The following is an 11,855-nucleotide window of genomic DNA, read 5'->3' as shown; positions in this document are numbered from 1 at the left end:
TGCCCCGGAATTCGCGTATTATCAGGGATATCTTCCTGTAAAGCAGACCGGTAAAGCATATGTCAAAGTGGAATATCGCCTCTTTTTCAAAGGAGGAGCAGGATAAAGTTGCCGTCGATAAGGTGGCTGCTGCTGTTGCCTGGCAGGAGCGCATGAACAAGCCCGTCGTGCCGGAACTTGTTGAACGGGAACAGCCTGAACACCTGCGCGAATATTTCCATGAACGGCTCCGCGTACATCGACTGAACAGTCAGCAGCTGCCGCGCGCAAATGCGCCCGAATATAATAAACCCGGAGATGAGCAGCAGAAGTGATTCTTATAGTCAGTGTGTCCAGGGAGGAAATTTTATGCGTATGTCTCTGATGTTTGCAGCCGTGACGCTTTTAACCGGTATTAACCTGTTTTTTATTCCGTTTCAGCCTGTTCCGGCTCTGTGGGGGGCTATCCTGGCCGTTGCTTTTGTTCTGATTAATGTCGTGGCGGATAAGCTGCGCCTCTGGAGTGGCATTGCGTGGATTATCGTTGCCGGCATCATCATAACGCTGATGCTGAAGGGGAAAGAGCCGGGTGACGAATTACGCGGGTTGATCACCGTTTTTGCTTTCCTGGCTTCGGCCTGGTACTGCGTTGTACAGTACAGAAAAGAGCAGGGCGAATCTCAGTCCTGACCTGACCGGTACCCTTCATCTTGCTGCTGCTCTTCCTCTGGCTTTGCCTCACTTTCCTTTCACACAATCTGCTCCGGGGCCACCTTCGGCTCCTGACCCGCTGGCGCGGTTCAGTCGTCGAGCCACACTCCGCTAACCGCGAAAAGACGCGGTAAGCTCCGCCGAACCCGCTACGCGGTTTCGGGCCTGGCGGCTAGTGTCTGATGTCTGACGTCAAGGTCAACGGCAGCGCTTGCTGCGACCGTCCCGGTCGCGCCGCTTTCACCGTGCCGGCGAAGGACTGCCGGCACTCTGCGGGGCAACGCCGTTTCGCGCCCGCGCGTTCCGTCGTTGCGGCGGGTGCCTGCTCCTTTCCCCTGGTACCCGTATCACCCGTTTGAGTCCATTCGCCGGGGCTGAGACAAGCACAACCCGTCTTGCTGTCCAGGGGACGGCAGGGCCTTTCGCAATAAATTTTTCCCGGCCATTCCGCTGCCGCTTCATTAGGCCGAAAAAAATTTCCCGCTCACCCCCGGACATCTGCACCGGGCCGTGCTCGTTTACGCCCTTGCGGCGAACGGCTCTCAAACGGGTGAAGGTTATATCCAGGGGGCAGGTTCAGCAGGTCCCCGCACAAAGTCAAAACCGCGGCCCCGGCAACTCAACGGGTGATGTTCTTTAAAAATCAGGAAAAAGAAAAATGCAGGATCCTTCATTGCGAACGTATCGGATCGCATTTCTGGGAAGCAATGCCAGCGGCAATCTGCCGATGTTTACCCGGGTGCAGGCCACGACCGGAAAACGGGCGATAAAAGCGTTTATTGAACGCTGTGAACCCGTCAAAGGCTGGTTTCTGGGCGAACCGGAAGACATTACCGATCAGCTTAAGAAGGAGGAAGAAGAAGCGGGAAGCAAACCGCAGATATGAAAAAAGCAGGGTAAACCCTGCTTCTCCCACGCCGTAAAAATCGCACGAACGGTTTTTCCGGCTTCGTTAACTACCATAAGGAGTCAACTCTATGATCGTTTCTATTTTTTCACCTTCCGCAGGCGCTGTAAAGCCCCGTCGTCATTCGCGCATTCTGCGCGCAGATATCACCGCACCGGAGATTGATCCCGCTCTCAGAGCTTTCGGGCGTCATATCGCCAGAAGTCACCGCAAAGGGCGCGGTGTCCACATCCCCGCGATGAAAAATACCGCCCTCGGGCAGGTACTCCGCACGCTGGAACTGAAACGCGCATTTAACTGATGAGGTGAGCCGCCCCGCGAGGGGCGGCAACTGCAGGAAGGAGAAAACACAATGGCACCGACTACCGCACAGATCACGACGGAAAACACCGCAGGCCAGACTTACCGGGAAACTTATTCACCCGATGATAATAAATTGCGACTTTACGCATCATTACGGCTCGATGAAGAAACGTATTCCCTGATCAACAAAGCAGGCTTTCGCTGGGCGCCCAAACAGGAACTTTTTGTGGCGCCAGCCTGGACGCCGGGGCGGGAGGATGTCCTGCTTTCCCTCGCCGGTGATATCGAGGACGAGGACAGCACCCTGTTTGATCGCCAGGAGCAGCGCGCCGGGCGGTTCAGTGACTACAGTGACCGGCGGGCGGTTGAATCGGAGCAGGCGCTTGCGCATGTTGATTCGCTGGCATCGGCTGTCCCGCTGGGACAGCCGATCCTGGTAGGCCACCACAGCGAGCGCCGCGCGCGCCGGCATGCGCAGAAAATTGAGAACGGCATGAAACGTGCGGTGATGCTGTTCGAGCGCGCCGAATACTGGGAACAGCGCGCGCAGGCCTCTCTGCGGCACGCGAAATACAAGGAGCGTCCGGATGTGCGTTACCGCCGTATCAAAAAAATCGAGGCGGAATTACGCAAGTCCCAAAAGCACATTGCCCGGTCTGAAAAGTATATGACGATGTGGCGTGCGCAGACGCTCGATCTGAAAATGGCGTTACTGGTCAGTAATTATGATCATATTCATGCCTGCTTCACGCTCGACAAATACCCCCGCCCGGCAGAGAAAAGCCAGTATGAGGGCTCGATGTCTCTCCATTCTGCCCTGTCTGAGGAGATCATTACTTTTGAACAGGCGCGTGATATTGCGATCCGCTGTCATGAGCGCACGATTAACCACCAACAGCGCTGGGTGAATCATTACCAGAACCGCCTGGCCTACGAACGCGCGATGCTCAATGAAAACGGTGGCGTTGTCACCCGAACACAGGAATTTGAACCAGGCGGGCAGGTACTGAGCCGGGGAGAATGGTTAACCATTCTCCGGGTTAACCGGAGTAAGGGGGAGGTGAGTTCAGTCGAAACGCCCGGTTATCGCTTTCTGGGCTACAGCGGCACGATGAAACTCACGCCCGACCGTATCACGGACTACAAAGCCCCGACAGCGGAGGAAGCCAGCAACGCGAAGAAAGCGGCGAAGCGCCCACCGATCGTCAATTATCCGGGGGAAGGGTTCCGGGAAATGACAAAAGCCGAGTGGGCGAAATTACCCGCTGATTATAAAGGCGTGCGGGCTGCTGCAGAAACCGAAACACACGGCGCCTATCGCTTCCGCCGGTGCATGACGCACGGTTGTACGCTCGTGAATGTGTATATCACAGACATGAAAACCGTTGAAATTCCGAAAAAATAACAGGAAGGCTCCCCGGCATCTTGCCGGGGAGGTCAGGGAGTACATTCATGCATCATGACCTTAAACACCGTATTCAGGCGATGCGGGACAAACTGGAAGGGCGCGCCCCTGTCGCTGAAATTCAGGGTAGCTCGCAACTTTTTGTCACCCCCTCCCCGGAATGTCGCCGGCTGGTTGAGCTGGCTGATGTCCGGGAAACCGATCGCATACTGGAACCCAGTGCCGGAACGGGCGCCATACTGCAGGCGATCAGGGATGCAGTCCCCCGGGCGAAGTGTGACGCCGTGGAGCTGCACGCCGGGTTAGCCCGTCACCTGCAGGCGCATTTCCCGGAGGTCCGGATCTGGTGCGGAGATTTTCTCGAATATCATCCGGAGCGCCGGTATACCCGAATTATCATGAATCCGCCGTTTAATCGCGGTGATGATATCCGGCATATCCGGCGGGCATTAACTCTGCTTGAGCCTGGCGGGATTCTGACGGGCATATGTCTGGACGGGCCGCGTCAGCAAAAGGCGCTGGAGTCCCTGGCGGACGTCTGGGAGCCATTGCCGCGGGGAACATTCACGTATACCCAGGTAGCGACCGCCATTCTCAGAATAACCGTCTGATGACACGTTAAGCCGGCGGGGCACCTGTCCCCGTCTGGCCGCGCCTCGAAAGACCGCGCGCCTGCGGCGCCGGGAAAACCGGGCCGCGCTGACGCGCCGCCCGCATTTCCTTTCCGCGTCTTCCCTGTTTGCTGCCTGCTGTCTGTCTGCTTTCTCTTCTTCTTTCTGCTGTGATGCCTCTTTTTAACCCTTAAAGGCTTTAAAAGCACACCCATACTGGACACCTTCGGCTCCCGGCCAGCTGCGCTGTCCGGTCGTCGAGCCACACTCCGCTAACCGCGAAAAGACGCGGTAAGCTCCGCCGAACCCGCAAGCGGTTTCGGGCCTGACGGCTAGTGTCTGATGTCTGAAGTCAAGGTCAACGGCAGCGCTTGCTGCGACCGTCCCGGTCGCGCCGCTTTCACCGTGCCGGCGAAGGACTGCCGGCACTCTGCGGGGCAACGCCGTTTCGCGCCCGCGCTCTTCGTCGTTGCGGCGGGTGCCTGCTCCTTTCCCCTGGTACCCGTATCACCCGTTTGAGTCCATTCGCCGGGGCTGAGACAAGCACAACCCGTCTTGCTGTCCAGGGGACGGCAGGGCCTTTCGCAATAAATTTTTCCCGGCCATTCCGCTGCGCTTCATTAGACCGAAAAAAATTTCCCGCTCACCCCCGGACATCTGCACCGGGCCGTGCTCGTTTACGCCCTCGCGGCGAACGGCTCTCAAACGGGTGAAGGTTATATCCAGGGGGCAGGTTCAGCAGGTCCCCGCAAAACGTCAAAACCGCGGCCCCGGCAACTCAACGGGTGATGGTTTTAAAAGGCAAAACAACGGATTAAGGAGATTCATCATGGCAGCACGTGGCGTTAACAAAGTCATTCTGGTTGGACATCTGGGACAGGACCCGGAAGTGCGTTACATGCCCAACGGGGGCGCAGTGGTCAATCTGACGCTGGCCACGTCTGAAACATGGCGTGACAAGCAGACGGGAGAGATGCGCGAAAACACCGAGTGGCACCGTGTTGTCATGTTCGGCAAGCTCGCGGAAGTGGCGGGTGAATACCTGCGTAAAGGCGCACAGGTCTACATCGAGGGCCAGCTGCGCACCCGCAACTGGCAGGACGATGCCGGAGTCACGCGCTACGTCACCGAGGTGCTGGTCGGGCAGAACGGCACCCTGCAGATGCTCGGCGGCCGCCGTGAATCCGGAGTGCCTGAGAGCGCCGCGCAGCCGCAGAATACTGCCACCCCGGCACAACCTGCTCAGGCCGCAGCTAAATCCCCGAAAGCGAAGGGCGGTAAGAAAGGCCGTCAGGATGCCGCCCCGTCTCAGCAACCGCCTCAGCCACTCCCGGATGATTTCCCACCAATGGATGATGAAGCGCCCTTTTAAACCACGATGAAGACGCCCCGTTCAGGCGGGGCAGAAAAGGAGAAACACATGGACCATAACGTTTTGTCCCCGCTTGTATCCCTGCCGGATGGCACGTTTACCCGCGAGCAGGCTCAGGTTGTCGCAGCGCAGTATCAGAATGTGGCGATTGAAGATGACCAGGGGACTCATTTTCGCCTTGTCGTCCGTCATCAGGATGACGGCAGCATGATCTGGCGCGTCTGGAATTTTGAACCGGGCGGCGAGGACATGATGAACCGCTACATCCGGGACTACGGAGTACGCAAAACGAAGTAAGCAGTAAGAAGAAGGCCGGACAGGTGGGCTGTCCGGCAGACATTCATCAATAGCTAAGAGGTATCAATTATGTCTGCAACAGAGTCTAAGGTAAAAACTGCACCGAAAACCAGCAAAAAAACGCTTAAGTCTGCCGAAGCTGAGGCGCTTAAAGTGGCTCTCGATGCCGCACAGGTCGAGTATGTCCCGGTGACGGCACTGGTGAAGTCTCCCCTGAACGTCAGGACCATTCCCTATCCGGCGGAGAAAGTCTGTTCAATGGCAGATTCCATTGAAGCCATTGGCCTGTTGCAGAATCTGGTCGTGCATAACCTCCCGGATGGTCGCTGTGGTGTGGCTGCCGGTGGTCGTCGCCTGAAAGCGCTGCAGCTCCTGCAGAGTGAAAACCGTATCGATGCCGGATATCAGGTGATGGTGAAAAAGGTACCTGATGAACTGGCTGTTGCGGCATCAATGGCAGAAAACGAACAGCAGATGGCAATGCATCCGTCTGAACAGATCGCCGGGTTCCGCACACTGGCAGAGCAGGGGAAAACCCCCGCGCAGATTGGCGATTTACTGGGGTTCGGTACGCGTCATGTTCAGCGCATGTTGAAACTGACCGAACTGGCTCCCGAAATTCTGGCGGCGCTGGCGAAGGATGAAATCACCACCGAACACTGCCAGGCACTGGCGCTCGAAAGCGATCAGAAACGCCAGGTGGAAGTGCTGGAATCCGCCCGCAAACGGTCCTGGAATAATGAAGTATCAGTTTCCTCGATCCGTAACCTCATTACCTCAGAAGAGGTTTCCACAAACGGCGACAAATTCCGCTTTGTGGGAGAGGCCGCATTCAGTCCGGATGAAATCCGGGTTGATCTCTTCAGCAGCGAAAACGGCGGCTATGTCAAAAGTGCATCGCTCGATACCGCCCTGCTGGAAAAACTGCAGAACATCGCGGAGCACCTCCGCGAAGCGGAAGGCTGGTCATGGTGTGATGGTCGTCTTGACCCGATTTCACACTACGGGAAGGACACTAAAATCTGGCGCCTGCATGCTGTCCCGCCTGTGGAATATACCGAAGCCGAATCAGAACGTCTTGCGGAACTGGAAGCTCTGGAAGCTAAGTATGAAGACGAGAACCCCGGCGTGAATGATGACGTCTTGGCCGGGGCTCTGGAAGCCGTCTGGGAAGAACAGCAGACCATCGCGCACCGGGCAAAACACCGGGCATGGACGGATGAAATGAAGCAATCTGCCGGAGTGGTGGTTTCCTGGACTGGCCAGGAGGTGAAAGTACAGCGCGGTGTGGTGCTGTGCGCCGATGAAAAAATGGAGGAGAAGGATGCATCCACCGATCTGGCCCCTGAAAAAGTCGATCCGCTGGACGCCGTCAGTGTCCCGTTGCTGACCCGCCTTTCTTCTGAACGCACACTGGCGGTTCAGGCGGCCCTGTTGCAGCAGCCGCAGAAAGCCGTCGCGCTGATGGTCTGGAAAATGTGTAACTCGGTTTTCCATACCACAACGTCCGTCAAAGAGCCGTTCTGCATTAGCGTGAGTGTGTCGCATTACGCGCTGACCCGTGAAGCACCTGACGGTGAAAACAGCGTTGCGTTTCAGGCCATCCAGTCAGAAAAAGAACGTCTTGAAGCCCTGCTGCCGGAAAACTGGCGAAAGGATATGACCACCTTCTTTACGCTCGATGGCGCAACCCTGATGGCACTGATGGCTTTCTGCACCGCCTGCTCCATAGATGGTGTACAGGGCAAGGATGAATTTGGTCGTAAACACCAGAGTTCGCTGGATGGGGTGGAAAACGCCATTCAGTTTGACCTTCGTGACTGGTGGAAACCGACGGCTGATAACCTTTTCTCGCACATGAAGCTGCCACACATTGTACAGGCACTCTCTCAGGCCGGACTGGCTGGCGCAGCACAGGACGCCGCGAAGATGAAGAAAAAGGATGCCGCTGAACATGCAGAGCACTTCCTCTCAAAAATCCGTTGGGTTCCGGAATGGATGACCAGTGCTGACAATCAGAAACAGCTTGCCGCAAAGTCTGAACTCAGTCTGGCAATAAGTCAGAACGATACCGACGCTGATGCCGGCGACGTCACCGACCATAACAACCCGGCCTGCGCCGCCTGATAACGGAGACGCCGCCCTGCGGGGCGGCGATAAGGAGACTGAAAATGAAAACGGTACTGACTCTGGATGTCCTGAAAACCATGTCTTCTGATGAGCTGGAAGACTACCGCGCCGCCGGTGAAGACTTTCGCCGGGAGCTGAGTCACGCTGTCATGCGCGATCTGACCTCACCGTCCGGCTGGTCCGTGAATGCCGAATACCGGTGCGAATTTGGCGGCTTCTTTCCTGTCCAGATCCGTTTTACCCCCCCTCATGGTCACTTTGATGTGGCGGTATGCAGTCCGGGGGAGCTGAATCCTCGCTGGATAGTGGTCTTTGTTACCCGTGACGGTCAGCCGTTCTCTGTCGTTCGCGTGATGGATGCATTCAACCCTGAACTCATCACCCATACTCTGGATCTCATCGAGTGTCTTGACGCCGGTGGCTACTCGTTTGCCAGCATCATCAGCACGCTGTCACAGGAGGGCGCACAATGATCCCGTCATCCAGTGCTCTTGTATCCCTGAAACCAGCCCGTCAGGCAGCGCTGCAGGCCATCATGACGGTGGAAGAGGCTCGCCAGCGCGGCGCACGTCTGCCATCGATGCCACACGTCCGGACATTCCTGCGCCTGCTGACAGGCTGTAGCCGGATTAACAGTGACGTTGCCCGCCGTATTCCTGGCCTTCACCGTGATCCAAAAGACCGCCTTTCCAGCCTGAAACAGGTGGAAGAGGCGCTGGATATGCTTATCTCCAGCCACGGGGAATACTGTCCGCTGCCGCTGACAATGGATGTGCAGGCTGAACTTTTTCCGGAAGTCCTTCATACCCGAACAGTACGCAGGCTAAAACGTCAGGACTTTGCCTTCACCCGAAAAATGCGCCGTGAAGCCCGTCAGGTCGAGCAGTCCTGGTTACTGCGTCAGAACCTGCTGGGACAGGCTGTCACAGAACTGAATTTTCAGTCACCGGAAACCGTCTGCACCTGGTACACCCGGTGGAGCGACGAGTTTGACGCGGCAGAGCTTGCAGCACCGTTCTGGCGCTGGCAGTCGCGATTCACATCGCTGAAGGAACTGGACTGGCTTCGCATCAGCGGTGAGCCGCTGTATGCAGTGATGTACGAAATTCCGTTAATTGTCCGGGAAACACCTGAACATATTCGTGTTGCTGAACGCTGGCAGGTGCCAAATAAGCTGGCTGATCGGAGTGGTGTATGAAGTGGCGCTATTCTCTGCGCTGGAAACTGCCGCACAGGCCCTGCCCGGGTCCACGGGAACTGATTTCCGTTGTCGTGGAGGCTGGGCAGGCGGCACCTGAAGAGGTGATGTCACGCTGGGTGGCTGGCTCAGGTTACGCTGTATGCGTGGATTTTCACGGCCAGAAACAGATCCAACGCTGGAGCGATGAACGGAAAGCAGCGGTGAGAAGGCGCAACATGCAGGCACGTATTCATCGTGTTGCCCCTTTGTTTGCCGACGAGTTAATCGAGCGTGAACTGGCTGCGCGTCCGGAGTATTTCAATGGCAAGTCCGCCCGATGAATAAGTACAATGCTGTCTGACAACTCAGATGGCCAAATACAAGGAAAGCAGAACTATGAGGTACTGGTTGCTCGTTATCTTAATGAACGTGCTGTTCTGGTTGATCGTGAAGCATGTTGCTCCGGAATGGTATGGTTCCCCTGGTTATTATGCAGGCCAGATTATCTGCACACTAATAGCTGCGGTCATCACATGGCGTGATCCGCCTGACTGGTTAGATGGAATCCTGCTCGGCGTTATAGAATTCGGCGTTCTGATTGCCGGGATTATATTCTTTGTCTGGGGCATCGGGTACAAGCTGGCATTCTGGGGGCAACATGATCCTAATACCATATATGCAAGTGCAAACGATGTGATTTTGCCTAATCTTGCGCTGGGCACGGGCGTCTTGATTGCGGGATGGGTATACATTAGATATTTAAAGCGCTAAGCAGCATAAAGCGTGGATATACCTGGTAAGAAATAGCACCGTCCCGGTATAATCGACGTGGCGCTTGAGGCTTTTTGCCTCATGACGTGAAGGTGGTTTGTTACCGTGTTGTGTGGCAAAAAGCAGAAAGCCCCGTAGTTAATTTTCATTAACCCACGAGGCCACCTGTATGCCTAGACAACATCAGGATAGCCTCTTAGATGCCGCAAGGCAAGGAGAAGAAGGCCATGAAACTGCCGCGAAACACTCTGCTCGGGTGCGTATTAATAGTGTGCCTCACACTGCTGATATTCACTTACCTCACCCGGAAATCACTTTGTGAAATCCGGTACAGGGACACGAACAGGGAGGTGGCGGCTTTTCTGGCTTACGAATCCGCTAAGTAGCTAACCCCGGCGGGGGGAAGCCCCCGCCATTCAGGGGAGATGATGTCTGACAAGCCTGAAGCGCCTTTATGAAGGGGTTACCGTTCACCGGTAGCCCCTTTTTCCTGCTTACAGGAAAAAAAGCCCGCACGACAGGCGGGCAAAAATCTTTCATCTACCTACAACACAGATTCAATGAATCGCAAGTCACATTAACATCCTTCATTCTTCGTAACACCCTGTCATCAGTCTGAAAAAAAAGTGATTGATTGTGAACATTTGGGTTCTGGTGATAAGTTCTCTCTGTAGCGTAGCCCTCTTTACGGAGGGGTGGAAACAGCAACGGCAGAGTTAAAAGACCACGAGTCAGTGAGGCTGTCCAAAGGCTCCCCGGGGAAACCCGGCGCTACATCAGGTTGCATAGCACTTAACCCGCCCGCCTGCCGGGTTTTCCTTCCGGAAAAGTGCTGCTATAACTTATTCGTGCAATGCGCGGTATCCGCTTTCCTGGTAAATCAGTCGCCCGGTCTGCCAGGTGATACTGCAGTTCATTCCTTATATGATACAGTGATGTTCGCCTGCTTTTTAAGCAGGCTTTTTTTGTTGATTATGTATGACATCTGTCATACAGTTGATTGCGTAATGAACAGAAATTGTTCCACTTAACTCAGTGAGGCGAAGCGCAGTCGCGGGTGAGCCAAAGGAGAGCCAGCATGAACTTCACGATAAAATCCCGTAAAACCGGCGAAATTTTCAGTTTTTACGCACCCGACAGTGGCGGTTATGTTCACCTGGAGTCCCCGGGGCACCCTGGTAACACCGGCGCCCAGATTTGCTGTGGTGGAGGGTTCATGGGGAGTACGCTTTCCTGTGGCGCTTCTGAGGACGATCTGGCCAGTGTTGCCCGTAAATGGTACCGACAGTTCGTGAGGGAGCGGCGCAAATTCTTAATTATGTCGGGCCAGTATTCTGAGGATAACCAGTGAAAAAAGAGATCTCCCGCAACCCCTCTTTCACACCTTCGCCTAAGCTGCGAGCACATCTGAACTCCCACAGGGAAGGGGTGACTGAACGGCTGAATAATATCTTTGATCGCTATGCGCATCTGGTTCGCGCCTGTGCCCTTCCTCTCGATGCCGAAGAAACACAGGTTCTGCTTAATGTGCTGAATGGCTCCGTTGTGGAACCCGCCTTTATTGAATATCTGGCTCAGGAAATTCGGGACTCGGATGATTATCTGGAAGGGATACCCGCAGCTAAATCACTGTACGAAAAGTGTCAGTCAGCGACCTATCCGCAATTGCTGGCCACCGTCGAACGGCTCGATCGCTGAAGAAGGTAAATCCGATGAGTGACGTACTTTCCTGCAGACAACTTACGGCTAATCTTAAGATGATTGCCGGGGCGATTGGCTGCCTCAACAGGAACGATGTTGCACAAATTATCAGCCTGGGCGGTGTTCAATGTTCAAAAAGCCGGGCCGACTCGATAATCCGCAGTGCCGGGGCGGAAAAAAATGCATCCGGTAATTCTCATCTTCGCGGAGCCAGAATAAAACGTTCCGCAGATGTCACACCGGAAGAATTCAATGCGTTTTGTGCAGGGCTGAAAACATTTCTTGTCTCGTTTGAAACGAATAATGTGAGTGAAAACAATGATAAGTAAGCTCCTGACCTGTCTGTGCTCCGGACAAATGCAGTTTCAGGAATTAATAAATCCCTATATATGGCAGCGTTAATTTTGTGACGCGGATTATTACATCCAGCCCGCTTATTGAGCTGTAGATATTGATTTATGTTGATTGTTCTCGATTCGTCCATTGGA

The 11,855-nt window shown here is 55.1% G+C and carries 18 protein-coding genes; all 18 read left to right on the top strand.

Annotated features, from left to right (window positions below; genetic code table 11):
• Window positions 1–59 precede the first annotated feature (59 nt).
• The 18 genes from CE636_RS02305 to CE636_RS02190 all read left to right on the top strand — a co-directional run bounded on the left by CE636_RS02305 (window position 60) and on the right by CE636_RS02190 (window position 11,696).
• Entirely contained in the window at window positions 60–314 is a 255-nt protein-coding gene (locus CE636_RS02305; protein WP_011977779.1) for a DNA polymerase III subunit theta, read from the top strand.
• 34 nt (window positions 315–348) lie between these two features.
• Complete coding sequence (locus CE636_RS02300; RefSeq protein ID WP_001568049.1) at window positions 349–669, top strand: hypothetical protein; 321 nt, start codon at window positions 349–351, stop codon at window positions 667–669.
• Window positions 670–1,348: 679 nt separating this feature from the next.
• Window positions 1,349–1,576, top strand: a complete 228-nt coding sequence (locus tag CE636_RS02280; RefSeq protein WP_001568050.1) for a hypothetical protein — start codon at window positions 1,349–1,351, stop codon at window positions 1,574–1,576.
• Window positions 1,577–1,667: 91 nt separating this feature from the next.
• Complete coding sequence (locus tag CE636_RS02275; protein WP_001568051.1) at window positions 1,668–1,898, top strand: hypothetical protein; 231 nt, start codon at window positions 1,668–1,670, stop codon at window positions 1,896–1,898.
• Between the two features lie 51 nt (window positions 1,899–1,949).
• Complete coding sequence (locus tag CE636_RS02270) at window positions 1,950–3,305, top strand: DUF3560 domain-containing protein (protein WP_017901369.1); 1,356 nt, start codon at window positions 1,950–1,952, stop codon at window positions 3,303–3,305.
• Between the two features lie 47 nt (window positions 3,306–3,352).
• The gene (locus tag CE636_RS02265; RefSeq protein ID WP_004152756.1) at window positions 3,353–3,916 is read left to right on the top strand and encodes a methyltransferase; all 564 of its coding nucleotides are present in this window, start codon (window positions 3,353–3,355) and stop codon (window positions 3,914–3,916) included.
• Between the two features lie 829 nt (window positions 3,917–4,745).
• Entirely contained in the window at window positions 4,746–5,288 is a 543-nt protein-coding gene (locus CE636_RS02250) for a single-stranded DNA-binding protein (RefSeq protein ID WP_015344994.1), read from the top strand.
• A gap of 48 nt (window positions 5,289–5,336) precedes the next feature.
• The gene (locus CE636_RS02245) at window positions 5,337–5,585 is read left to right on the top strand and encodes a DUF905 domain-containing protein (RefSeq protein ID WP_001568055.1); all 249 of its coding nucleotides are present in this window, start codon (window positions 5,337–5,339) and stop codon (window positions 5,583–5,585) included.
• Window positions 5,586–5,654: 69 nt separating this feature from the next.
• Window positions 5,655–7,712: a ParB/RepB/Spo0J family partition protein gene (locus CE636_RS02240; RefSeq protein ID WP_013023805.1), complete on the top strand. Its 2,058-nt coding sequence runs from the start codon at window positions 5,655–5,657 to the stop codon at window positions 7,710–7,712.
• Between the two features lie 44 nt (window positions 7,713–7,756).
• Window positions 7,757–8,188 carry a conjugation system SOS inhibitor PsiB gene (gene psiB / locus CE636_RS02235; RefSeq protein ID WP_013023806.1) on the top strand — a complete coding sequence of 144 codons (432 nt, stop codon included), beginning with the start codon at window positions 7,757–7,759 and terminating at the stop codon, window positions 8,186–8,188.
• Complete coding sequence (locus tag CE636_RS02230) at window positions 8,185–8,913, top strand: plasmid SOS inhibition protein A (RefSeq protein WP_001568058.1); 729 nt, start codon at window positions 8,185–8,187, stop codon at window positions 8,911–8,913. The genes psiB and CE636_RS02230 overlap by 4 nt, the downstream gene beginning before the upstream one ends.
• Window positions 8,910–9,236: a hypothetical protein gene (locus CE636_RS02225; RefSeq protein ID WP_013023807.1), complete on the top strand. Its 327-nt coding sequence runs from the start codon at window positions 8,910–8,912 to the stop codon at window positions 9,234–9,236. Before CE636_RS02230 ends, CE636_RS02225 begins: the two co-directional genes overlap by 4 nt.
• A 55-nt stretch (window positions 9,237–9,291) precedes the next feature.
• Window positions 9,292–9,666, top strand: a complete 375-nt coding sequence (locus CE636_RS02220) for a hypothetical protein (RefSeq protein ID WP_001568060.1) — start codon at window positions 9,292–9,294, stop codon at window positions 9,664–9,666.
• A 169-nt stretch (window positions 9,667–9,835) separates the two neighbouring features.
• On the top strand, window positions 9,836–9,988 hold the full coding sequence (locus CE636_RS29305) for a DUF5431 family protein (protein ID WP_004150508.1): 153 nt from the start codon (window positions 9,836–9,838) through the stop codon (window positions 9,986–9,988).
• The gene (locus CE636_RS02210; RefSeq protein WP_159376494.1) at window positions 9,933–10,052 is read left to right on the top strand and encodes a type I toxin-antitoxin system Hok family toxin; all 120 of its coding nucleotides are present in this window, start codon (window positions 9,933–9,935) and stop codon (window positions 10,050–10,052) included. The genes CE636_RS29305 and CE636_RS02210 overlap by 56 nt, the downstream gene beginning before the upstream one ends.
• A gap of 692 nt (window positions 10,053–10,744) precedes the next feature.
• Complete coding sequence (locus tag CE636_RS02200; RefSeq protein WP_014343506.1) at window positions 10,745–11,017, top strand: hypothetical protein; 273 nt, start codon at window positions 10,745–10,747, stop codon at window positions 11,015–11,017.
• On the top strand, window positions 11,014–11,364 hold the full coding sequence (locus tag CE636_RS02195) for a hypothetical protein (RefSeq protein WP_013023809.1): 351 nt from the start codon (window positions 11,014–11,016) through the stop codon (window positions 11,362–11,364). Before CE636_RS02200 ends, CE636_RS02195 begins: the two co-directional genes overlap by 4 nt.
• Before the next feature lie 14 nt (window positions 11,365–11,378).
• Window positions 11,379–11,696, top strand: a complete 318-nt coding sequence (locus CE636_RS02190) for a hypothetical protein (protein WP_013023810.1) — start codon at window positions 11,379–11,381, stop codon at window positions 11,694–11,696.
• Window positions 11,697–11,855 lie beyond the last annotated feature (159 nt).

Origin of the sequence: Klebsiella sp. LY (assembly GCF_004010915.1) — a bacterium.
Classification (GTDB): Bacteria; Pseudomonadota; Gammaproteobacteria; order Enterobacterales; family Enterobacteriaceae; genus Klebsiella; species Klebsiella quasipneumoniae.
Note: the sequence above shows the minus strand (reverse complement) of the source record. Positions and strands in the feature narration are given on the sequence as shown.